Consider the following 23295-nt stretch of genomic DNA (forward strand, 5'->3'; position numbering starts at 1 on the left):
ATGAAACTGATTGAACAACATCAAATTTTTGGCGGTTTGCAGCAAGTTTGGGCACATGATGCCCAAACGCTTCAATGCGAAATGAAATTTGCCGTCTATTTACCAAATAATCCGGAAAATCGACCGCTTGGTGTGATTTATTGGCTTTCTGGCTTAACATGTACTGAACAAAATTTCATTACCAAATCAGGCTTCCAGCGTTATGCAGCAGAACATCAAGTAATTGTGGTTGCGCCCGATACCAGCCCTCGCGGAGAGCAAGTACCGAACGATGCAGCTTACGATTTAGGGCAGGGGGCGGGCTTTTATCTTAATGCGACCGAGCAGCCTTGGGCGACGAATTATCAAATGTATGATTATATTTTGAATGAATTGCCAGATCTGATTGAAGCAAATTTCCCGACCAACGGAAAATGTTCCATTATGGGACATTCAATGGGCGGACATGGCGCATTGGTATTAGCACTGAGAAACCAAGAACGTTATCAAAGTGTTTCTGCTTTTTCGCCTATTTTATCGCCAAGCCTCGTGCCTTGGGGAGAAAAAGCCTTTACTGCTTATTTAGGGGAAGATCGTGAAAAATGGCAGCAATATGATGCCAGCTCGCTCATTCAACAAGGCTATAAAGTACAAGGTATGCGTATTGATCAGGGCTTAGAAGATGAATTTTTGCCAACACAATTGCGTACCGCAGATTTTATCGAAACCTGTCGTGCGGCAAATCAACCGATCGATGTGCGCTTCCATAAAGGCTATGATCATAGCTATTACTTCATCGCCAGTTTTATTGGTGAGCATATTGCCTATCATTCGGCATTTTTGAAGTAAGACAAGGAAGTGATTCGTGAATCGATCAAACGTTGGAACGAATGTTAATTTTTGATTTTAATGAATTTAAAAGGCATCATATTGATGCCTTCAAGCATTAGTTAAGTAGCAGAAAATATTTATAACATCGAGGATAAATTAGCTAAGGACTCAAAAATGAAAGCAAGTAAGATTATTAGAGCTGTTATAGTTTTGATATTATCTTTCGGTTTTATATATTATAGAGATAGCTGTAATGAGAAAGTGGGGGAGTAAGTAATGAAGAATATTATTTTAACTTTACTATCTTTCTTTGGCGGTGTTATTTTATTTTTTATTTCATTGTTGTATGCTCAAATGGATTTAGGGATAAAAAACATCCATTATGATTTATTAATTGAGAAAGCTTTTATTATGTCTCTAAAACTGCATTTTGTTATTTTGCCTATACATTTTTTAATATCTAGGAGGAAGTAAGAGATATATTTCAAAAAAAATATCAAGATCTTAGTCTTTGGGGTATAGACGCTTTTAGTTGTTTGAAAGGCATATAATTTAAAACATCTAATACAAAGCGCGGTCAATTTTCAAAGAGTTTTAAAACTTCTTAAAAATTGACCGCACTTTTGCATCATTAGATATCGTTAAAACGAGAAGCGTAATTCTGCATTCACATTATTCGCTTTGGTATCGTGGTTGTAAGCACCTTGATAGCCGACTTTCACACTGAATACTGGTGTGAACTGCGCTTGTAATGCGACACCTGTTGTGACGACATTTTTCAATTCTTTACCATAAAGATTTGCGACACCTTGATTATTGATCACCAAGCTGCCTTCCGCCGCTTTATCTTTGTGGAAACGATGATACGCCACATCACCTAATAGATTTAATTGAACGCCACCAATTGCAAATGGAATGGATGGACGTAAACCTACAGAGGTGACGATTAAATCACGATTGTTGTCTTTTAACTGCACTTCGTCTTTTGTCACACCTTTGTTTTTGATGTGCATATAGCTTACGCCAGCATAAGGTTCAATCGCAAAATGTTCGCCTTTTAAGCCAGTGTAGGCAAGTTCAGCAAAGACATTTTGTGTTTGGCTATGGGTTTTCACACCTTGTGCAAATTCAGCGCGTTGTTCGTGTTTACCCCAGCTTTGAATAAAGCCAATTTTCGGTGTTAACACGTTGAAACGATGTTCAGCTGTTAAGCCTAAATGCACGGCACGATCTTTCGAAGTGCGGTCAATTTTGTGGCTATTTTGTGTTGAACCAACAAATACACCTAAATGTTTGTTTGTATCAATGGTTGCATCAACACCCACAAGTTGATTGTACGCATGACTGCTTAAACTATCCGTGCTGAAGTGGGTGAAGGTGCCACTTGTCCAAATTTGTGTGCCGGTATTAAGTTGTGCTCTTACTGCACCCGGTTGGGCAAGTTGCTGACGAAGCAATAAGCCATTTAACACATTGTGTTGTTCGGCCGCGAGATCTTCATCATAGCTTAAACGAGCAAAGGCTTGGCGAGCATTCTCTTTTGTACCCCAAATAAGGCTTTGATATGCCGCACTGTTTGTTGCTGCATCTAAGGCATTGGCGATAGCCACTTCATTTTCAGTCGTCGCCGCAGATGAAAGGGCTTTTTTCTGAACAGTCACTTTCAACGTATTCGCATTACTTTCATTTTTAACGGCAAAGAAATCATAAGTACGAGGTGTTTCAACTACCGCATTTTCAGCCCCCACAAATGAGCCAGTACCTTGCACAGATACCGCTTTTTGTGGATCTTTTTGTAATTGAGGCAGAATTTCTTCATCAAATTTATTTGGCACTAAAACAGAACCGTCTGCAAAGGTTGCATTGACGTTAGCAATACCATTATTCAGTAAGAAACGACCACCTTTTTCTACTGTCGCAGTGACCGTTTTCGCGGTGCTAGTTAAGGTTTCAGTAACAAATCCATTCTCACTTGGTTTAGTGACTTCCGCTTTCGGTAACACTTCCAATGTTGCACCTTGTTTTACGATGACTTGTTGTGCCGAATCAAGGGATTGATTTAACCCTGAAAGCTGACCTTCATTCACGGTAATCTCACCAGTGAAGCTGTTATTACCAGTGAGGGTTAAGGTGCCAGTCCCATTTTTAGTTAATGCACCAACATAGCCTTGTGCAGCACGTTCATTACGAGCGGCTTCACGCGCTAAACCGACTTGATATTCTGCTTTTTCTTCAGCTGTCGCGCCTGCACGATTTTGCATTAATGCTTCTAATTCTGCTTTGCGTGTAGCCCAAGTCGCGGCTTCAGCTTGATCTTCGACTTGACGAGCTTTGATGGCTTTATCGCTAATATCATTTGACCAAACATCATTTTGATTGAGGTTGATTTTCATGTTTCCTAAGAATTGACCTGGGCCAAACATGGCTTTGCCAAGATCTAAAATTCCCCAACCCCAAACGTTACTTGGTACACCTTGTTCAGTTTCCCAACGTTCTAATGGTTTACCTTCAAGCCCTTTGCGAAGTGTGGTTTGTCTTGCTGTAGTGAGCATAACATCGCGTGCTTGATCAGTTGTCATGTATGGATAGCGAGAAAAGATAACACCTAATGCACCACTTACGTGAGGCGCAGCCATTGAAGTACCACCAGCTGATTTGTAAATAGGGTCACCATAAGTATTGTTGTCTTGTAATTGAATGTAGGAGGAATAGATGTTGGCGGATGGCGCTGCAATCGTCCACCATTTTGAATGGCCGGCGAGGTTAAATTCTTGAATATCTGCGCCTGCTTTTTCATCACTCACATCGTCATTCGAATCATTAGGATAGCCTTCACCACCGACTTGCCCCGTGACGTTTACCCAGTATTTTTCTGCATCAGGTCTGAAATAAGGCAACATTGCACGCGTAAAGGACTCAGCCATCATACTGCGGTTACCCGCTGTAAAGACTTGAATCACTTGTTTATTTTTTGCCACTTCATAAGCCGCATCAACAAAGTTTTTCTCACCACTGGTGACAAATTGATAATAAGCTTTTTCAGCTTCGCCTAAGTTACTTAAATAAATATGTGCTGCAGGACTGGAAATTGGATCAGGTGCTTTTGGTACATCATAATATTGAACACCATATTCAGGCACATCACGCCAACCATATTTTGGTTTATAGCCTAAGGCACCGATAAAGGATGAATTGACACGACGGTTTGAACCCCAACTGTTATTAATCACTTTGGCGCCCGCATCCGCTAGAGCAGAGTAGCCTTGTAAGAAGAAACTATAGTCTTGGTTTGGACCATAGGTCATGTTGTCGTTACCACCTGTGTTAGCAGAATAGAGGTTAGCGCCGAAAGCCACACCGTGCATTTCATTGCCGTCACGGCTTGCCGCCATTGTACCGCCAACGTGCGTACCGTGCGCATCATTGGTATATTTATGCCATGCCCCATCAATATTGAAGGCTTCACCTTTGGTGAATACACCGTTATCTGTTTTATCAAAATTACGTTTGCCGTTTTTTACGGGTTCGTTTTTATTAATTGGGCCATTTCCCACCGATGCATCGGGATAACGCATGCCATCTTTACTATAAGTCCCTTCTGTTTTTACTACGTGGATTCGACCGTCTTGAAATTCAGGATGGTTTAATAGCACACCTGAATCCATCACGCCGATTTTTACGCCTGAACCATTAAAGCCAAGAGCATAAGCCGTGGAGGCATTCATTGAGGTTAAGCCCCAGTCTTTGAGGTATTCAGTGCTTTCCCAACTTTTTGTATTACCGGCTTGGCCTTGTTCAGAATAAGCGGCTGCATTAGCAGCATACCAACCAACAAGTAGTGCGAGTGCGGTTTTTTGAAGTGTTTGAGGTTTCATATTGTCTTCCTTTATCTTTTTGATTTTAGGAGACTATTATTCGCCTCATCGCGAAGCGCTTCAATGACTCAAATCAAAATTCCAGAGAAAAATGTTTATTCTGTGACAACGATCACACCAAAGTGCGGTCAAAAGAGGGGATAAATTTATGTATCGTAGAAATCAATGTTATAATTTGCGAACAAAAATGATTAAGGAGTAACTCATGGCTATTTTAGTAACGGGTGGCGCAGGCTATATCGGTTCACACACTGTAGTAGAATTATTAAATGCAAATAAAGAAGTGGTGGTATTGGATAATTTATGTAATTCCTCCCCAAAATCTTTAGAACGAGTCAAAGAAATCACAGGCAAAGACGTGAAATTTTATGAGGGCGATATTTTAGATCGTGCTTTATTACAAAAAATCTTTGCTGAAAACAGCATTCAGTCGGTAATCCATTTTGCGGGTTTAAAAGCCGTAGGCGAAAGTGTACAAAAACCTGCTGAATACTATATGAATAATGTTGCAGGTACGATTGTTCTCATTCAAGAAATGAAAAAAGCAGGTGTGTGGAACTTTGTATTTAGTTCATCTGCAACAGTTTATGGTGATCCAGAAATCATTCCAATTACAGAGGATTGCAAAGTGGGCGGTACAACCAACCCTTACGGTACCTCTAAATACATGGTGGAACAAATTCTTGCCGATGTTGCAAAAGCTGAACCACAATTTAGCATGACGATCTTACGTTATTTCAATCCGGTAGGCGCTCACGCAAGCGGCTTGATTGGTGAAGATCCAAACGGTATCCCAAATAACCTATTGCCTTACATCAGCCAAGTTGCAATCGGTAAATTACCGCAACTTTCCGTATTTGGTAGCGATTATGATACTCATGATGGCACAGGTGTACGTGATTATATTCACGTGGTGGATTTAGCGATTGGTCACTTAAAAGCATTAAATCGCCATGAAAATGACGCAGGTTTACACATTTATAACTTAGGTACAGGTACCGGTTATTCTGTGCTTGATATGGTGAAAGCGTTTGAACAAGCGAACAATATTAAAATTCCATATCGTCTTGTTGCGCGTCGTCCGGGCGATATTGCAACCTGCTATTCCGATCCAAGTCTTGCAGCAAAAGAGTTAAATTGGACAGCAGAACGTGGTCTTGAGCAAATGATGAAAGACACCTGGAATTGGCAAAAAAATAATCCGAAAGGATATCGAGATTAATCTCACTCTTGTTGGGCGGAGCATCATTCCGCCCTTAATATTTTAATCAGATAAAACACGCTCAAAAATAACCGCACTTTATGTCAGAACAATCCCTTTCTAGTCAAATATTTACCCGCAAAATGCTGATCTGTGTTTTCACTGGATTTAGTTCGGGTTTACCACTTTTCGTGTTATTGCAAATGTTGCCTGTATGGCTGACAGATAAAGGGCTTTCCGTTGAATTAATCGGCGCATTGACAGGGGTGATGGTGCCATATGGTTTGAAGTTTTTATGGGCGCCATTATTAGACCGCTATTTCCCGCATTTTTTAGGTCGTCGTCGTAGTTGGTTATTGATTTCTCAAGTGATTTTGCTGATTTCCCTTTATGCGATTAGTCAGTTTGATCCCGTGGCAGAGTTAAGTACGGTGGCTAAAATTGCCACATTCATTGCCTTTTTCTCAGCGACACAAGATATTGTGCTTGATGCTTACCGTCGTGAGATTTTAACGGATAATGAATTAGGATTGGGGAACACCATCCACATTAATGCTTATCGCGTTGCGGGCTTAATTCCTGGGGGGCTTTCGCTTTATTTAGCGACGATTTATCCATGGGAAACGGTCTTTTTATTGACCGCACTTTGTATGCTGGCGGGCATATTTATGACGCTCTTTTTGGCGAAAGAACCGCAGATTGCACAGGTCGATCGCGATCAACCTTTCTATATGGTGTTTTGGATACCGTTAAAAGAATTCTTCCAACGCAAAGGTATCGCCCAAGCCATCGGTTTTTTACTCTTTTTATTCTTGTATAAATTTGGCGATTCATTTGCCACTACGTTACAAACGAAATTCGTCTATGACATGGGCTTTGAAAAAGAGCATATTGCGTTGGTGGTAAAAAGTACTTCACTTTGGGCAAGTATCTCTGCCGGTCTCGTGGGGGGCGTGATTATGCTACGCCTAGGCATTAACCGCGCATTATGGGTATTTGGTTTTATCCAATTGATTACTATTGGTGGATTTATTTGGTTAGCTGCATTTGGGCATTTTGACCATATCGGTGCAGCAGAGCTTTGGAAATTAGGTTTCGTGATTGCGGGTGAATATATCGGTGTCGGTCTCGGCACTGCTGCCTTTGTCGCCTTTATGGCTCGCGAAACGAATCCACTTTATACAGCCACTCAGTTAGCCTTATTTACCAGCCTTTCTGCTTTACCGAGTAAAGGGCTTGGTATGTTATCGGGTTACTTGGTTAAAGCAGTAGGCTACTATCATTTTTTCTGGATTTGTTTATTCCTCGCTATCCCTGGAATGATTTGTTTATTCTGGGTGGCGCCATGGAATGAAAAAGGAAATGAAAAAGCTTAAAATAAAATAAAGTGCGGTCAAAATTAACAGCAAAATCATTTGACCAAACAAGGCTTTAACGGTATTTTAAACAGGTCTATTATTTATTGGAGATTCGTATGAAAATTATTCTTTTAGGTGCTCCTGGTGCAGGAAAAGGCACACAAGCACAATTTATTATGAACAAGTTTGGTATCCCACAAATTTCAACTGGGGATATGTTCCGTGCAGCGATTAAAGCGGGGACAGAATTAGGCAAACAAGCAAAAGCATTAATGGATGAAGGGAAATTAGTACCGGATGAATTAACTGTTGCATTAGTAAAAGATCGTATTTCTCAACCAGATTGTGCAAATGGTTTCTTATTAGATGGTTTCCCACGTACGATTCCACAAGCGGATGCATTAAAAGATTCTGGCGTGAAAATTGACTACGTTTTAGAGTTTGATGTACCGGATGAAGTGATCGTTGAACGTATGAGTGGTCGTCGCGTACACCAAGCGTCTGGTCGTTCTTATCACATCGTTTACAACCCACCAAAAGTGGAAGGTAAAGACGATGTAACGGGGGAAGATTTAATTATCCGTGCGGATGATAAACCAGAAACTGTGTTAGATCGTTTAGCAGTTTACCACAAACAAACCAGCCCATTAATTGATTATTACCAAGCTGAAGCGAAAGCAGGTAATACGCAATATTTCCGTTTAGATGGTACTCAAAAAGTGGAAGCTGTAAGCCAAGAGTTAGATAAAATCTTAGGCTAAAATAGACTGGAAACTGACCGCACTTTGAAGATAAAAGTGCGGTTAATTTTTCAAAATGATTTTGAGATCGTAAATTGAGATCGTATTTGGGGACATTATGAGCAAGAAAAGAACAATAGCATTGACGATTTCGGCTATCGCAGTGGCACTTGGGATCGGCGCACAATTTTACACCAATCATAAAATCGATCAGGTGTTAAAAAATTTCCCTTATTCTTTGGATAACCAAGCAAGCTTAAATGTGACGCAAACCGCGAAAAACTTTTTTATTCGTGAATTGATCTTTAGTGTAAAAGATAGCGATGCGAAAAGCACAAATGTGATTTCAACTAAGCTCACCGCACTGCCTTTCTTCATTACAGCGGAGTCTCAGTTATCTGATCAATTAGTTCGTCAATTAAATAAAACATTAAATATCACGATTGATAAAAATACGATTAATAGTAAATTTTCGCCGGTAGGGGATTATTTACAGTCTGATATTTTGACGGAATTCCGTGATTTTGCGAATAAGTCCCAAAACCTTTCAATCGGTCTTCATTTCTTAAAAAATAAAGAAGTTGAGCTAAAAACGACTCTAAGTGGTTTTAATTACGATAAAGACACTAAACTGGAACAAATTGAGGGTGAAGCTCGCCTAGTGCCTGTCGGCGCAAATCAATACGATCTATCAAGTATTGACTTAACCGCGAAAAATGCCGAAGTGGCGTTGTTAAATGGCGAAAACACCCATGTTTATATGAAAAATGCGACGTACCACTTTGACGTGAAATCAGGTGAGGCAGATAAGCGTGATCTGAGTACGAAATTCAGTAGTGATATTTTACGCATTGCCAATAAAAGCCGTACGACAGAAGAAAGCCAAGCGACAGCGGGTGGTTTGAATTTATTAATTAAACAAAATGGCGTGCCAAGTGCGGTCAATTTTCATCATGAATTTAAAAAATTAAGTGATGGCTCACTAGACATTAAAGACGGCGTCAATTTGTTAACGAAAATTTTTACACAAAACGATCGTTTTGATGGTTCGTTATCCGTACTTTCTGTCAATGTGCCTAAAAATAATCAACCTTACTTTAACTTACAAAATGCCGGTCTTGAACTTAAGTTGGCGAATACGGATTTAACCAAGGCTAATGTAGATTTTAAACTGAATGTTGATAGTGTGAAGCAAACCCCTGCCGATGAAGAGCGTAAATGGGAAGCTAAAGGCGGTAAAGTTAATATTCAGTTAGATGATTACAACGTGGCAAACGAATTAGCGTTTGTACCGTTTTTATTAGATGCTTTTGCTGAGAAAGAGGCACCATCAAAAGACAATAAAGACTTCTTGAATGCCAAAGATAAATGGGTGAAAGAATTTAGTGGTAAAACCAATATTGAGGCAGCCTTAAAATCATTTAATATGGCCGATTTAGTGCTTGATGACGTATCAGCCAGTGATAAGACGGAAACACTAGACAATGATCAATATAATGAACATATCACATTGTCTGCGAATAAAGCCAGTTATCCAAGTGCAGGGTTCCAATTTGAAAAATTAGCGGTTGATGCACCATTTAAAATTAATCACAGCAAAGCGCATTTATCAGCAAGATTTTGCTCAGCACCGTTTTATGGGGCCTTATGCAGCACGCATTTAACGTCAGCCACATTTGATAAATACATCAAAAACTCATGGAAAGAGCTTGATTTAATCGTTGATAATGCAACGTTAAATTTAAATCTGAATACTTATCCAGAGACCAATGCTTATCCAGTTAAATTGGAAGTAAGTGGTATTGTGCCCCAAGTGCCCGAAGATGATTCATCAGACATGATTCCAGATAATATTGAAGGCACATTCAATCTAACATTAAGTAAAATGTTGTTTGATGATCAAAATGAAAAAGCCTTAGCCATTAAGGAAAATTCATACTTTTGGCAATATTTAAGTAGCTTTGTGAAACATGATGGAAAACTTCACCGAGAATTTGTGGAAGAAGGTGATAATTACGTTTCTAGAGTGGAAAAAACGGAAAATGGCTACTTAATTAATGGTCGCACCCTTGAAGATCTTCGTCAAGAAAGCATGATGGAGACTGATGAGGGTGAAGAAGAGAAGCCAGCAGCAACTGACTAGTTGAAAGGATAATATAAAAATGACCGCACTTGAGATTCAAAGTGCGGTCATTTTTTTATCTGTTTTTGATTACTTCACTAATCCACCACTTGCTTGTAAATCAGCATGGTAGGAAGAGCGAACAAATGGGCCACAGGCTGCGTGTTCAAAGCCCATTGCGTTGGCTTTATCACGGAACTCATCAAATTCGGCTGGTGGCACATAGCGCGCAACCGGTAAGTGATGGCGACTAGGTTGAAGATATTGACCCAGTGTAAGCATGGTTACGCCGTTTGCACGTAAGTCTTCCATGACTTGAAGAATTTCTTCATTAGTTTCACCTAATCCAACCATTAAACCTGATTTTGTTGGGATGTTTGGGAACATTTCTTTGAAATCATGAAGTAATTTCAAAGACCACTGATAATCAGCACCCGGACGAATTTCTTTATATAAACGTGGCACATTTTCCAAGTTGTGGTTGAACACATCCGGTGGATTGTCTTTTAATTTTTCTAAGGCTTGAGTAATACGTCCACGGAAATCAGGAACCAAAATCTCAATTTTGATGCCAGGGTTTAATGCACGCACTTCTTTTACACATTCAGCAAAATGACCTGCACCACGATCAGGTAAATCATCACGGTCTACAGAGGTAATCACCACATATTTCAACTTCATGTCTTGGATAGTTTCAGCTAATTTACGTGGTTCATCCGGATCAGGCGGTAATGGTTTACCATGTGCAACATCACAGAAAGGGCAACGACGAGTACAAATCGCCCCTAAAATCATAAAGGTTGCTGTGCCATGGTTAAAGCACTCGTGTAAATTTGGACAAGACGCTTCTTCGCAGACAGAATGTAGGCCATGACGACGCATCCCGTTTTTGATAGTCTCGATCTTTAATGAGCTAGACGGCAATTTGATTTTCATCCATTCCGGCTTTTTCAATAACTCTTGATTAGGATCGATATTTTTAACAGGGATAATTGATGTTTTGGCTGCATCACGGTATTTGACACCGCGTTCCATTTTAAAAGGCGTAGACATTGTTCTTTCCTAAAGAAAAATGCCTGATTCAGGCATTTTTAAATGTGTTATAAAAGTGAATGTTATAAATTTGTAACATTATAGCCCAAAAGTTCGGCAAAGTGTTTAATTAATTTTGGGGAAACCTTGTCAAGTGTTGCCTCTTCTTTACCGATAAAATCAGCAAGCTGACACATTTCAAGCCCTGCATAGCCGCAAGGATTAATGTAATGGAAAGGATTGAGATCCATATTGATATTAAACGCGAGCCCATGGAAAGAGCAGCCTTTTCGAATACGTAAACCTAATGAACAGATTTTTTTGCCATCAATATACACGCCAGGTGCATCTGGTTTGGGATAACCTTCAATACCATAGTCTGCTAGGGTTTTTACAACGGATTGTTCAAGTGCGGTCACTAATTGGCGAACATTTAAATGTTCATGACGTTTAATATCAATGAGCACATACATAACCTGCTGACCAGGACCATGATAGGTAATTTGGCCTCCACGATCCGATTGTACAACAGGAATATCACTGCGTTGTAATAAGTGTTCTGGTTTGCCAGCTTGGCCTTGTGTGAAAACAGGATGATGCTCAACTAGCCAAATTTCATCGGTGGTTTCTGCATTTCGATTATCCGTGAACTCCTGCATTTTATGCCAGATTTCCTGATAATCTTGTAATCCTAATTGACGGACAATTAAATCAGTATTGTTCATCTTAGAGAACCATTTTGACGCCTTCAACTTTAGCAAGCTCTTTGTAAAGCGTTTCTACTTGCTCAAAGTTTTGTGCCACGATATCAATTGAAACAGAATTATAGGTTCCTTTGCTGCTGGGTTTTTCCTTTGGAATATAATCACCCGGTAAATATTTTTGTATCACTGCAACAATGTCTTGCGCTAAACCTTCACGGTTAACACCTGCGACTTTAAATGTCATTGCCGCGGGGAATTCCATTACTTCTTTTAGTTTTTCATAATCGTTTTCGGTTGCCATGTTGTTTCCTTAATTTAAGAATAAGGTGCGTGAATCAGCTAAATTCACACACCTTACGAATTTATTGATGTGATATAAATGGGGAAGTGCGGTTAATTTTCAAGGTGTTTAGTCAAATAATCCTTTAACTGTTAACACTAACCAGTCCCAACCTTTACCTAAGAAGCCGCCTTCTTGTACATCTTCTAATGCTTGAAGATTTACGGTAGCGACATCTTTGCCATCTAATTGATAAACGATTTTACCCACCACTTGACCTTTTGCTAAAGGTGCTTGTAAGTATTTGTTATCTAATTCATAACGTGCTTTTAAGTCAGTCTGTTTACCTTTTGGCACAGTGATAAAGCCATCTTCTAAGACACCAAGTTTAACGTCACCTTTATCACCGTAGTAAACAGATTGTTTTGAAATTTCTTCACCTGCTTTTTGAGTTTTTAAGGTTTCAAAGTTAGCAAAACCCCATTGTAAGAGTTTTTTACTTTCTACTTCACGTCCTTTATAGGTCGGTACACCCATTACAACAGAAATTAAACGCATATTGTTTGGACTTGTTGCTGATGCGACAAGGTTATAACCTGCTTGGCTTGTGTGACCGGTTTTCATACCATCAACGTTAATAGTTTTATCCCATAATAAGCCGTTACGGTTAGGTTGTTTGATTTTGTTGAAAGTAAAGTCTTTTTCTGCGTAGATTTTATATTCTTCCGGTAAATCACGAATAATATGTGCACCAATAATCGCCATATCACGTGCAGTTGAATATTGGTTTGGATCGTCTAAACCATGTGGCGTGGTGAAGTTAGTATTTTTTAAGCCAAATTGTTGAACGTATTTATTCATGGTATCAACGAAGTTAGCCACGGTACCCGAAATATGTTCAGCTACAGCAACACAGGCATCATTACCAGAAACAATGATAATTCCTTTGTTTAAATCACCCACTGATACTTGTTGATTTAAATTTAAGAACATTTTTGACGAATCTGGGAAATTTCTACCCCAAGCGCTTTCGCTAATCGTCACCATATCTTCATTATGGATTTTACCTTGTTTTAATGCAGCACCAACCACATAGCTAGTCATCATTTTTGTTAATGAGGCAGGGTATTGGCGTTGGTCTGGGTTAAGTGATGCAAGTACCGCACCAGAATTGTAATCCATTAAAACATAAGTTTGCGCATTCACTTCCGGTACAGCGATACCGTATTGAATATCTTCAGCGGCAGCAAATGTTGACGCTGCTATTAATCCCGAGAAGAGTACAATTTTTTTCAATTTTGCAGATTGTTTTAACATAGCATTTCCTTTAATAGCTTATTGGTTTTTATAAGTATAAACGATTACGGGTTGCCCATTGATCGTTTTTTGTAATTTTGTTTTTAATTGATTAATATCCGCTTGATCCGCTAATGGGCCAAAATGGATTTCATAGTTTTGCCCATTTTGGTTAATTTCCGTTTTGATGTCATCTAACGCGAGTTTTGTGATGATGCTTTCTGCTTGGCTTTTTGACGACAGCGCGAGTAGTTTTAGCTTGAAAACAGTTTTTGCATCGTTTGTGCTGTCTAAGTTTTGATTTTTTTTTTCGCTATTTTTATTGACGACTAAACGCTCACTGGCTTCTTGCGTTTTAGCATGCTTGGCAAGCGTTTTTGCTCCCGCACCTGAAATTTGACCTTTGTGATCCACATGTAAAGCTTCAATTCTTACTTGCCCTGTACCACGAGCAATAAGGCCTAATTCTTTTGCGGCAGAATGAGATAAGTCAATGATACGTTTCTCACTAAACGGACCACGATCATTAATTCGCACAATCACCTTGCGATTGTTATGTAAGTTTGTAACAACCGCATAAGAATTCAAAGGTAAGGTTTTATGTGCGGCAGTGAAAAGTGCCGAATCATAGCGTTCACCATTAGCTGTTTTACGACCATTAAATTTATGGTGGTAATAACTTGCTGTCCCTTCTTTTGAATAGGACTTTGCCTCATCACCTTGTGTGGTGTATGTTTTACCATTCACTTCATAGCTTTGTGGCGCTTGAACGGTCGTAGTAATCGACAGCGAATCCCCTTGAATACCATACATTTTTTGCGTATCGGCAAAAGCAGAAAAACTTGAGCTGCTTATCAAGGTAAAAAGTGCGGTCGTTTTTAAGATGTTTTTTAATGTCATACTTATTACTTTCAAGATTATCGGTGCTCTTCATAAGAAAGCCAAAAGGGAAATTAGTTCCCTTTCATAAAGCGAGGTTTGTGAGTATGAATGGACATCACTAAACCAAAGCTTGCCATGATGGCGACATATGAGGTACCGCCGTAGCTAAAGAGTGGTAAAGGCACCCCTACAACAGGCAAAATGCCACTCACCATACCAATATTCACGAAGACATAAACGAAGAATATCAGTGTGGTTGCACCAGCAAGAATACGCCCGAAAGAGGTTTCTGCATTTACCGCAATTATTAAGCCACGGATAATAATAAACAAATAAATTGCCATCAGAATAAGAAAACCGACCATTCCATGTTCTTCACTCATCACGGCAAAAATAAAATCAGTGTGTGGTTCAGGCAAAAATTCTAATTGGGATTGTGTCCCTTGCATCCATCCTTTGCCAGATATACCGCCTGAACCGATGGCAATTTTGGATTGCAAAATATGGTAACCCGCCCCAAGTGGATCTTTCTCGGGGTCAAGTAAGGTTAATACACGCATGCGTTGGTAGTCATGCATTAAATACATCCACATGATAGGAATAAATGCCGCTAAGCCAACTACAGCAGCAAGAATAAGCCACCAACTCATCCCTGCTAAGAATACCACGAATAAGCCCGATGCACTAACCAGAATTGATGTACCTAAGTCCGGTTGAATAGCCACAAGTAAAGTTGGCACAATAATCATGGCGATAGCAATAAAGGTTTCGCTCATTTTCGGTGGTAGTGGACGGTTACCTAAATATACCGCGACCATTAATGGTACCGCGAGTTTGACAATTTCAGAAGGCTGAAAGCGAATAAACCCAAGATCTAACCAACGTTGCGCCCCTTTACTGGTTGTTCCGATAGCGTCAACCAAGATCAGCATGATAAAACCCACCAAATATAAGTAAGGGGCGAGTCGCTGATAAAATTTAGGGGGAAGTTGCGCCATAATCATCATCACAGCAAAACCTAATATGACCTGAATAATACGATTTTGGAACATGACTTCACTGGCGCCTGATGCACTATAAAGTACAAGCATGCCATAAGCCGTAATAGCGGCTAATCCAATAAATAATAAAAAATCAATATGTAAGCGTTGCCATAATCGCAAGCATAAAGGCACTTTTTCTTCCATTATTCATTCTCACTTGGTTGAGATTCTAGTGCTGGCGCATCTAAATCAGTTTGGTTCGTCTTCTTCTCTTTTTCAGCATTTTCTTGACGTTCAATTTGTGGCAAGCGTTTATTCAAGTAGAAATCCATAATTTGCCGTGCAATTGGTGCCGCATTACTTGAACCACCACCCGCGTTTTCTAAAATAATCGTCACAACTAATTTCGGATCTTCATAAGGCGCATAAGCCGTAAACCAAGCATGGTCATGTAATTCTTTTTTCAATCCCGCTGCATTATATTTTTGGTTTTCCTTTAAGCTGAATACCTGTGCGGTACCGGATTTCCCCGCTACGTGGTAATTCGTGCCGATAAAGGCTTTTCGTCCAGTCCCTGCACCTGAATTCACCACATTGAACATGCCGCGCTTAGCCGCATCCCAATAAGCTTGTTTCGGATCGGTAATATCTTCATATAAAAGCGGGTCTTGATACGGCTCAATGGTGGCACCTTCAACTGATTTCATTAAATGTGGCGTATGAATTTTACCGTTATTGACCACAATAGAGGTTGCTTTTGCCACTTGTAATGGTGTTGCTGTCCAATAACCTTGACCAATACCCACTGAGATTGTATCGCCTTGTACCCATGGTTTTTTATAACGTTTTTGTTTCCATTCTTTACTCGGCATATTGGCCGTGGCTTCTTCTTGAATTTCAATACCTGTAGGCATACCAAACCCAAAACGTTTCATCCACATGGAGAAACGATCAATACCTAAATTAAAGGCGGTTTGATAGAAGAAGGTATCCGATGATTCAGTAATGGCCTTGTTTAAATCCGTATAACCATGCCCTGTTTTTTTCCAATCTCGGAAACGCTTTGTTGAGTTTGGCAATGTCCAGTAGCCTGGGTCAAAAATTGTGGTATTAGGCGTAATCACCCCTTCAGTTAATGCCGCAACAGCAACGAATGGTTTTACAGTAGAGGCAGGCGGGTACACACCTTGTGTCGCACGACTGTAAAGTGGTCGAGTTGGATCTTCGAGTAAACGTTTGTAATCACTAGAAGAAATGCCATCGACGAATAAATTATTGTCATAGCTTGGTGTTGAAACCATCGCTAATACGCTATTATCTTTCGGATCAAGCACAACAACAGCGCCTTTTTGACCTGAAAGGAGCGACATAATATAGCGTTGAAGAGTAAAATCGATAGTCAGATGAATACTTTTACCCGCGGTGGCGGGTTGTTCACGTAGTTTACGAATAACTTTACCACGGTTATTAATTTCAACCTCTTCGAAACCGGTTGTACCATGGAGTTGTTCTTCGTAATAACGTTCAATACCCAGTTTCCCCATGTCCGTAGAACCGGAATAGTTAGCAAATTTCTCTTCTTTTTTTAGGCGCTCAACATCTCGGTCATTAATGCGTCCAACATAACCCAAAATATGAGTCATGGCTTCGCCATACAGGTAATTTCGTTTGAAATAAGGACGTACATCAAGGCTTGGATATTTATACTGGTTTACTGCAAAACGGGCAATTTGCTCTTCCGTTAGGCTAGGCTTGAGTAAAATCGGCGTATAGCGTGTACCACGACGACGCTCTTTTTTGAAATGCTCAATGTCTTCATCAGTGAGTCCTACAACATAGCGCAATTCTTCAAAAGTGCGGTCTAAATTTTCCGTTTTTTCCGGCACGATATATAAACCGAAAAAAGTGAGGTTTTCTGCCAGTAACTCGCCGTAACGGTCGTAAATTAATCCGCGAGTAGGAGGAAGCGGAAGTAATTTAATACGGTTACCATTTGAGCGAGTTTGGTACATGTCGTAATTCACCACTTGGAGATGGTAAATATTAGCAAATAGCACGCCACTTAGAGCTAAAATACCGATGAATGCCACCAATGTTCGACGTGCAAACAAGTTCCGCTCCGCTTTTTTATCGCGGATCGGTTCATTGGTTGGTGCAGAAAAGAATTTTTTTAAATTCATCGGTAATGTAATACGTTATTCTCTGTGATAAGGGTGGTTTGTCGTCAGTGACCACGCACGGTATAAACTTTCTGCCACGACAACTCGCACTAATGGATGGGGCAGTGTGAGTGGTGACAGTGACCAACTTTGTTCTGCTGCCGCTTTGCATTCAGGGGATAAACCTTCAGGCCCGCCAATGAGTAAGCACACATCACGACCATCATTTTTCCAACCCTCTAATTGCTCAGCAAGTTGTGGTGTCGTCCAAGGTTTGCCTGGGATATCTAATGTGACTATTTTGCCTTTTCCGCAAGCTGCGAGCATCGTTTTGCCTTCTTGCTCTAAGATGCGTTTAATATCCGCATTTTTTCCACGCTTGCCCGCTGGGATTTCAATGAGTTCAAAAGGCATGTCTTTAGGAAAACGACGTTGGTATTCTTCAAATCCGGTGGTAACCCAAGCCGGCATTTTCGTTCCCACTGCAATTAATGTAATTTTCATCCTTTTCCCTTTCAAAACACCGTCAAAATTGACTGCACTTTATGCCCAAAGTTTTTCTAATTGATACATTTCACGTGCATCGCGCTGCATAATGTGAACGATGGTTTGACCGAGATCAACCACGATCCAATCTGCTGTATTGCGACCTTCTTCACCAAAGGTTTCATAACCGGCTTTTTTACATTCTGCGATAAGGTTATCTGCCATCGCAGAGACTTGACGGCTAGATGTACCGGTACAAATAATCATATTTTCAGTAATCGATGATTTGCCTTTTACATCAAAATGCACAATTTCGGTGCCTTTTAAATCATCGAGTTTATCAATTACAAATTCAACTAATGACATTTCTTTTCCTATTTAAATAAAGCGATGAATTCTATCATTGAATGAGGGAAAGGGGTAGGCTTGGGGCTGATTTTATTTGAATTGTTTTATGGCGGTCATAGTGCTTAGCATGAATATTGGGGCAGTTATTCTGCCCCAAGTTTGAAAGGGTATTAAACCCATAAAAGAATTGCTAACAATTGCGGTGAAATAATCCGCAAGAACATGGTGAGCGGATAGACTGTCGCATAGGAGAGTGCAGCGGCACCGCTTCCTTCTTTCAGTTCATTGGCGAAAGCAAGCGCTGGTGGATCCGTCATCGAACCTGCTAACAGGCCACAAAGAGAAAGATAATTTAATTTTACATATAAACGTGCAATGATACCTACAATCATTAATGGTACAAGGGTGATGAAAATACCGTATCCCATCCATTCGAGACCTGAACCATTGGTGAGTGTGTCCACAAAGCTACCGCCGGATTTTAACCCGACTACAGCAAGGAAGAGCACAATACCAATTTCGCGCAATGCCAAGTTAGCACTCGGTGGCATAAACCAGTAGAGTTTTCCGATAGAACCAATTCGAGCTAGGATTAACGCTACAACTAATGGTCCACCTGCTAGCCCTAATTTTAATGCCACAGGGAAACCTGGAATATAGAAAGGAATGGAACCGAGTAATACCCCCAAGCCAATCCCAATAAACACTGGCAACATTTGCACTTGTAGCAGTTTTTGTTTAGCGTTACCAATAACTGAAATGGCTTGGTTGAGAATGTCAGTTTTTCCAACCATGTGTAATACGTCACCGAATTGAAGGGTAGTATGGGCAGTTGGCACCAATTCCACACCTGCACGGTTTAAACGCGAAATGACTACACCATATTTTTGATGAATACCAAGATGACGAATTTGTTTTCCGAGTACTTTTTCATTGGTGACGACCACGCGCTCAGAACGAATTTCGCCACTCAAGCTTGCTACCGGGATATCAACTTCTTCCCCAATGATAAGGTGCATTTTTTTCAAGCCTTCAGGATTGCCGACCAAATGTAAAATATCCCCAAGTTGAACATCGGTATCCGCTTTTGGCACAATAACAAGCTCGCCCCGTTTCAAGCGAGAGCAGACGACATATTCATCATCAAAACCTGGAATTTCAATCAAATGGATACCATTGAGATTAGTATTGGTGACTTTCAGAGACATGCTTTTGAGTGCTTCTTTGTCATGACCACTTTCTTTTTCAAAATTTGCTGCTTCCTCATCTACTTTAATTTTAAAGAAAAGACGAATAAGCCACATAGAAAGTAAAATGCCACAAATTCCAAAAGGATAAGCCATTGCATAGGCCATCCCCATGTTAGATGTCGTTTGCGACATGCCTAATTCAGAAAGAATTTGCTGACCCGCACCGAGAGATGGGGTATTGGTGACCGCACCGGAGTAAATACCAAGCGCGACATCAAGAGGAATATCCGCAAGCTTATAAATGAGAATTGTCACTACTGCACCAAGCGCAACGATTAAAATGCCTAACCCATTTAAGGTTAAGCCTGATTTTCGTAAGGAAGCAAAAAAGCCCGGGCCCACTTGAATACCAATCGTATAAACAAACAGAATTAAGCCGAACTCTTGCACGAAATGTAATGTATGGCTATCTAATTTAATGCCATATTGGGTGGTAAAATGGGCAACTAAAATCCCACCAAATAGCACGCCCCCAATACCCAGGCCTACACCTTTAATTTTAAAATGCCCGATCCATAGGCCAATCACGGCGACGAGGGCAAGCAAACTAATGGTAATCGCAGTTTCACTCATACCGACCTCTAATTTATTAAAAATTTAACTATTTTGGATTATATCAATTAGATTTCTTACCCGCTTGTGACAAAGTCAAAAAATGTTATCTCCATCACATTTTTTCTTGCTTAAAAATAAACACCGCCTAAAATGACCGCACTTTTTTGATTTTATAGGTTGATTATGGATTACGCTCAAGAGGCCATTAATTCGCTTTTATGGATAGTAAAAACACTAGCGATGACGGCTGTCGTGTTTAGCTTTGGTATTTTCTTATTAGTCCGTTTTACCCACTGGGGTAAACAATTTTGGCAATTTGCGGGTGGGTATCTTTCACCACGTCGAAGTATTAAACCTTTGCTATTTTTCTTATTAATTGTAGCGATGACATTAGTCAGTGTGCGTATTAGCTTGGTCCATTCTGAGTGGTATAACAATATGTACACATCCTTGCAGGAATTTAATGAACCTGTGTTTTGGGATCAAATGGTGCTGTTTTGTGTGATTGCGACAAGCTCAGTGATTGCTGCATTGCTAAGTTATTATTTAGAGCAACGTTTTTCTATTGATTGGATCGAATGGTTGAATGGTCAGCTAGTCGATAAATGGATGAATAATCGCGCGTACTACAAAACGCAGTATGTTTCCGCTAACTTAGATAACCCCGATCAACGTATTCAACAAGATGTGCAATCCTATGTGCGAACCACGCTCTCTTTAAGTACTGGGGTGATAGATGCCGTCACCTCCATGATTTCTTATACGATCTTATTGTGGGGATTAGCGGGACCAATGATGGTATTTGGTACTGAAATTCCACGCATGATGGTGTTCTTGGTATTTGCTTATGTGATTATCACTACCGCGATTGCATTCCGTTTAGGGCGTCCGTTAATTATGCTGAATTTCGTCAACGAACGCTTAAACGCTAACTATCGTTATTCTTTAATTCGTATCAAAGAATATGCGGAAAGTGTGGCATTTTATGCGGGTGAGAAAGTTGAGAGCAGCCAACTTTATAAACAATTCGGTGCGGTGATCAATAACATGTGGGATATTGTTTATCGAACCTTAAAATTCTCTGGTTTTAACCTAGTAGTAAGCCAAGTTTCTGTTGTGTTCCCTTTGTTAATTCAAGTGGGGCGTTATTTTGAGAAACAAATTAAACTCGGCGATCTGATGCAAACGCTACAAGTATTTGGTAAGTTGCATTCAAATCTTTCGTTCTTCCGTAATTCTTACGATGGTTTTGCCGGATACAAAGCCACATTAGATCGTTTAACGGGCTTTAGTTATGCGATTGATATGGCAAATCGTCAATCTACTTCCCATTTACACGAACATGAAACTGACGTGATCTTTAAGGATTTGAGCATCAGTAATCCATTTGGAAAAACCTTAATTGAGAATTTAAATTTGACGTTGCCACAAGGTTCAACCCTATTAATTCAAGGTAATTCAGGCGTGGGTAAAACCACGTTGTTGAGAACTGTAGCAGGGCTTTGGGCGTATTCCGAAGGAGATGTATATTGTCCAGCTCACCAACTTTTCTTATCGCAAAAGCCTTATTTACCGCAAGGTAGTTTGTTAACGGCACTGGCTTATCCGAATGAAGAAAAGGACTTTAATCGTGATGAGATGATTGAGGTGTTAAAACAAGTGTCTTTAGGGCATTTACAAGATCGTTTAGATCTAGAGCAAGATTGGACACGAATTCTTTCGCTAGGTGAGCAACAACGTTTGGCTTTTGCTCGTTTGCTGTTACACAAACCGAAAGTCGCCTTTCTGGACGAAGCCACGGCGAGTATGGATGAAGGTTTAGAAGATTCGATGTATCGTCTGTTAAAAGAACGCTTACCTAATACAACAGTTATCAGTGTGGGGCATCGTTCAACCTTGCAAGCTTTCCATCAGCAGCAATTGATGATTTTAGGTAACGGTAAGTGGCAATTCACTGACCAAAATCAGGTATAAAATACCACTAAAATTGACCGCACTTACCTTGTTAGAAAAAATAGCGAGGTAAGTGTAGAGGATCAAGGCAAAAAATCCTGTTATCAAGCTCGATTTTTTGGTACATTTAGCACAATTTTTTTCTATGCTCAGAAATGAGTGATTTTTCACCAAACTAATGACGGAATTCTTATGTTATTCAAAAAAATTCGTGGTTTATTTTCAAACGATCTTTCTATCGATCTAGGTACAGCAAATACATTAATTTATGTGAAAGGCCAAGGTATCGTACTTGATGAGCCTTCAGTAGTGGCAATTCGTCAAGACCGTATGGGCGCATACAAAAGCATTGCGGCAGTAGGTAAAGAAGCAAAACAAATGCTTGGTCGTACACCAAAAAGCATTGTCGCAATTCGTCCGATGAAAGATGGTGTAATTGCCGATTTCTCTGTGACTGAAAAAATGTTGCAATACTTTATTAAACAAGTACATAGCGGTAACTTCATGCGTCCAAGCCCGCGCGTACTCGTTTGTGTACCGGCTGGTGCAACTCAAGTTGAACGTCGCGCAATTAAAGAATCAGCATTAGGTGCAGGTGCACGTGAAGTCTATTTAATTGAAGAGCCAATGGCGGCAGCAATCGGTGCAAACTTGCCGGTTTCTACAGCGATCGGTTCAATGGTGATTGATATCGGTGGTGGTACCACTGAAGTGGCAGTGATTTCTTTAAACGGTATCGTGTATTCATCTTCGGTACGTATCGGTGGTGACCGTTTTGATGAAGCCATCATTTCTTATGTTCGTCGTACTTTTGGTTCTGTGATTGGTGAACCAACTGCAGAGCGTATCAAGCACGAAATTGGTTCAGCTTATATTCAAGAAGGTGATGAAATTTTAGAAATGGAAGTGCACGGTCATAACCTTGCTGAAGGTGCGCCTCGCTCATTCAAATTAACCTCTCGTGATGTACAAGAAGCTCTTCAACAACCATTAAATGGTATTGTTGCAGCGGTGCGCACAGCGCTTGAAGAATGCCAACCAGAACACGCAGCGGATATTTTTGAACGTGGTATGGTGTTAACGGGTGGTGGTGCCTTATTACGCAACATTGATGTATTGTTATCAAAAGAATGTGGCGTACCAGCAATCATCGCTGAAGAACCATTAACTTGCGTAGCTCGTGGTGGCGGTGAAGCAATCGAAATGATTGATATGCACGGCGGCGATATTTTTAGCGACGAAATTTAATCTCTAAAAGTGC

Annotated in this window: 19 protein-coding genes; 8 read left to right on the plus strand and 11 right to left on the minus strand. The window is 40.2% G+C overall.

Annotated features, from left to right (window positions below; genetic code table 11):
* Both fghA and HMPREF3279_RS09230 read left to right on the plus strand, forming a co-directional pair.
* Positions 1-828: an S-formylglutathione hydrolase gene (gene fghA / locus HMPREF3279_RS09225; RefSeq protein WP_070868966.1), complete on the plus strand. Its 828-nt coding sequence runs from the start codon at positions 1-3 to the stop codon at positions 826-828.
* 258 nt (positions 829-1086) lie between these two features.
* Positions 1087-1284 carry a hypothetical protein gene (locus HMPREF3279_RS09230; RefSeq protein WP_070868967.1) on the plus strand — a complete coding sequence of 66 codons (198 nt, stop codon included), beginning with the start codon at positions 1087-1089 and terminating at the stop codon, positions 1282-1284.
* Between the two features lie 167 nt (positions 1285-1451).
* Here HMPREF3279_RS09230 and HMPREF3279_RS09235 read toward each other — a convergent pair whose 3' ends face one another.
* Positions 1452-4685: a S8 family serine peptidase gene (locus HMPREF3279_RS09235; protein ID WP_070868968.1), complete on the minus strand. Its 3234-nt coding sequence runs from the start codon at positions 4683-4685 to the stop codon at positions 1452-1454.
* Positions 4686-4890: 205 nt separating this feature from the next.
* On the opposite strand from HMPREF3279_RS09235, the gene galE reads away from it, so the two are divergent.
* The 4 genes from galE to HMPREF3279_RS09255 all read left to right on the plus strand — a co-directional run bounded on the left by galE (position 4891) and on the right by HMPREF3279_RS09255 (position 10127).
* Positions 4891-5907, plus strand: a complete 1017-nt coding sequence (galE, locus tag HMPREF3279_RS09240; RefSeq protein WP_070776096.1) for a UDP-glucose 4-epimerase GalE — start codon at positions 4891-4893, stop codon at positions 5905-5907.
* Positions 5908-5987: 80 nt separating this feature from the next.
* The gene (locus HMPREF3279_RS09245; RefSeq protein ID WP_070868969.1) at positions 5988-7262 is read left to right on the plus strand and encodes an MFS transporter; all 1275 of its coding nucleotides are present in this window, start codon (positions 5988-5990) and stop codon (positions 7260-7262) included.
* A 98-nt stretch (positions 7263-7360) separates the two neighbouring features.
* Positions 7361-8005 (plus strand): adenylate kinase, encoded by a 645-nt coding sequence (gene adk, locus HMPREF3279_RS09250; protein ID WP_005695482.1) that lies wholly within the window; start codon positions 7361-7363, stop codon positions 8003-8005.
* Between the two features lie 97 nt (positions 8006-8102).
* Positions 8103-10127 carry a hypothetical protein gene (locus tag HMPREF3279_RS09255; RefSeq protein ID WP_070868970.1) on the plus strand — a complete coding sequence of 675 codons (2025 nt, stop codon included), beginning with the start codon at positions 8103-8105 and terminating at the stop codon, positions 10125-10127.
* 69 nt (positions 10128-10196) lie between these two features.
* On the opposite strand, the gene lipA is transcribed toward HMPREF3279_RS09255, so the two are convergent.
* From lipA to HMPREF3279_RS09305, 10 genes are all read right to left on the minus strand, one after another.
* Positions 10197-11159 (minus strand): lipoyl synthase, encoded by a 963-nt coding sequence (gene lipA / locus HMPREF3279_RS09260; protein ID WP_005695484.1) that lies wholly within the window; start codon positions 11157-11159, stop codon positions 10197-10199.
* Between the two features lie 62 nt (positions 11160-11221).
* Positions 11222-11863, minus strand: coding sequence for a lipoyl(octanoyl) transferase LipB (gene lipB / locus HMPREF3279_RS09265; protein ID WP_070868971.1), 642 nt, complete (start codon positions 11861-11863; stop codon positions 11222-11224).
* Position 11864: 1 nt separating this feature from the next.
* Positions 11865-12143 (minus strand): DUF493 family protein YbeD, encoded by a 279-nt coding sequence (ybeD, locus tag HMPREF3279_RS09270; RefSeq protein ID WP_070868972.1) that lies wholly within the window; start codon positions 12141-12143, stop codon positions 11865-11867.
* A gap of 108 nt (positions 12144-12251) precedes the next feature.
* Positions 12252-13439: a D-alanyl-D-alanine carboxypeptidase family protein gene (locus HMPREF3279_RS09275; RefSeq protein WP_049369508.1), complete on the minus strand. Its 1188-nt coding sequence runs from the start codon at positions 13437-13439 to the stop codon at positions 12252-12254.
* An 18-nt stretch (positions 13440-13457) separates the two neighbouring features.
* On the minus strand, positions 13458-14318 hold the full coding sequence (locus tag HMPREF3279_RS09280) for a septal ring lytic transglycosylase RlpA family protein (RefSeq protein ID WP_005699977.1): 861 nt from the start codon (positions 14316-14318) through the stop codon (positions 13458-13460).
* 53 nt (positions 14319-14371) lie between these two features.
* Complete coding sequence (gene rodA / locus HMPREF3279_RS09285; protein ID WP_049364923.1) at positions 14372-15487, minus strand: rod shape-determining protein RodA; 1116 nt, start codon at positions 15485-15487, stop codon at positions 14372-14374.
* On the minus strand, positions 15487-17463 hold the full coding sequence (mrdA, locus tag HMPREF3279_RS09290) for a penicillin-binding protein 2 (RefSeq protein WP_070868973.1): 1977 nt from the start codon (positions 17461-17463) through the stop codon (positions 15487-15489). Before mrdA ends, rodA begins: the two co-directional genes overlap by 1 nt.
* 15 nt (positions 17464-17478) lie before the next feature.
* Positions 17479-17946, minus strand: coding sequence for a 23S rRNA (pseudouridine(1915)-N(3))-methyltransferase RlmH (gene rlmH, locus HMPREF3279_RS09295; RefSeq protein WP_070868974.1), 468 nt, complete (start codon positions 17944-17946; stop codon positions 17479-17481).
* A gap of 39 nt (positions 17947-17985) precedes the next feature.
* Complete coding sequence (gene rsfS, locus HMPREF3279_RS09300) at positions 17986-18294, minus strand: ribosome silencing factor (RefSeq protein WP_005695495.1); 309 nt, start codon at positions 18292-18294, stop codon at positions 17986-17988.
* 152 nt (positions 18295-18446) lie between these two features.
* Entirely contained in the window at positions 18447-20099 is a 1653-nt protein-coding gene (locus tag HMPREF3279_RS09305) for a putative transporter (RefSeq protein WP_070868975.1), read from the minus strand.
* A gap of 165 nt (positions 20100-20264) precedes the next feature.
* Here HMPREF3279_RS09305 and HMPREF3279_RS09310 point away from each other — a divergent pair, with 165 nt between their 5' ends.
* Both HMPREF3279_RS09310 and HMPREF3279_RS09315 read left to right on the plus strand, forming a co-directional pair.
* Positions 20265-22055, plus strand: coding sequence for an ABC transporter ATP-binding protein/permease (locus tag HMPREF3279_RS09310; RefSeq protein WP_049372833.1), 1791 nt, complete (start codon positions 20265-20267; stop codon positions 22053-22055).
* Positions 22056-22226: 171 nt separating this feature from the next.
* Positions 22227-23282: a rod shape-determining protein gene (locus HMPREF3279_RS09315; RefSeq protein WP_014064069.1), complete on the plus strand. Its 1056-nt coding sequence runs from the start codon at positions 22227-22229 to the stop codon at positions 23280-23282.
* Positions 23283-23295 lie beyond the last annotated feature (13 nt).

This window comes from Haemophilus sp. HMSC71H05 (assembly GCF_001838635.1).
Taxonomy (GTDB): Bacteria; Pseudomonadota; Gammaproteobacteria; order Enterobacterales; family Pasteurellaceae; genus Haemophilus_D; species Haemophilus_D parainfluenzae_R.

Bases quoted from the DNA above. Each gene is read 5' to 3' on its own strand.
- HMPREF3279_RS09230 (WP_070868967.1), top strand. From the start codon at position 1,087: ATGAAGAATATTATTTTAACTTTACTATCTTTCTTTGGCGGTGTTATT.
- fghA (WP_070868966.1), top strand. From the start codon at position 1: ATGAAACTGATTGAACAACATCAAATTTTTGGCGGTTTGCAGCAAGTT.
- galE (WP_070776096.1), top strand. From the start codon at position 4,891: ATGGCTATTTTAGTAACGGGTGGCGCAGGCTATATCGGTTCACACACT.
- adk (WP_005695482.1), top strand. From the start codon at position 7,361: ATGAAAATTATTCTTTTAGGTGCTCCTGGTGCAGGAAAAGGCACACAA.
- rlmH (WP_070868974.1), bottom strand. From the start codon at position 17,946: ATGAAAATTACATTAATTGCAGTGGGAACGAAAATGCCGGCTTGGGTT.
- rodA (WP_049364923.1), bottom strand. From the start codon at position 15,487: ATGGAAGAAAAAGTGCCTTTATGCTTGCGATTATGGCAACGCTTACAT.
- mrdA (WP_070868973.1), bottom strand. From the start codon at position 17,463: ATGAATTTAAAAAAATTCTTTTCTGCACCAACCAATGAACCGATCCGC.
- HMPREF3279_RS09280 (WP_005699977.1), bottom strand. From the start codon at position 14,318: ATGACATTAAAAAACATCTTAAAAACGACCGCACTTTTTACCTTGATA.
- HMPREF3279_RS09275 (WP_049369508.1), bottom strand. From the start codon at position 13,439: ATGTTAAAACAATCTGCAAAATTGAAAAAAATTGTACTCTTCTCGGGA.
- ybeD (WP_070868972.1), bottom strand. From the start codon at position 12,143: ATGGCAACCGAAAACGATTATGAAAAACTAAAAGAAGTAATGGAATTC.
- HMPREF3279_RS09315 (WP_014064069.1), top strand. From the start codon at position 22,227: ATGTTATTCAAAAAAATTCGTGGTTTATTTTCAAACGATCTTTCTATC.
- HMPREF3279_RS09310 (WP_049372833.1), top strand. From the start codon at position 20,265: ATGGATTACGCTCAAGAGGCCATTAATTCGCTTTTATGGATAGTAAAA.
- HMPREF3279_RS09305 (WP_070868975.1), bottom strand. From the start codon at position 20,099: ATGAGTGAAACTGCGATTACCATTAGTTTGCTTGCCCTCGTCGCCGTG.
- lipA (WP_005695484.1), bottom strand. From the start codon at position 11,159: ATGTCTACGCCTTTTAAAATGGAACGCGGTGTCAAATACCGTGATGCA.
- lipB (WP_070868971.1), bottom strand. From the start codon at position 11,863: ATGAACAATACTGATTTAATTGTCCGTCAATTAGGATTACAAGATTAT.
- HMPREF3279_RS09235 (WP_070868968.1), bottom strand. From the start codon at position 4,685: ATGAAACCTCAAACACTTCAAAAAACCGCACTCGCACTACTTGTTGGT.
- HMPREF3279_RS09245 (WP_070868969.1), top strand. From the start codon at position 5,988: ATGTCAGAACAATCCCTTTCTAGTCAAATATTTACCCGCAAAATGCTG.
- HMPREF3279_RS09255 (WP_070868970.1), top strand. From the start codon at position 8,103: ATGAGCAAGAAAAGAACAATAGCATTGACGATTTCGGCTATCGCAGTG.
- rsfS (WP_005695495.1), bottom strand. From the start codon at position 18,294: ATGTCATTAGTTGAATTTGTAATTGATAAACTCGATGATTTAAAAGGC.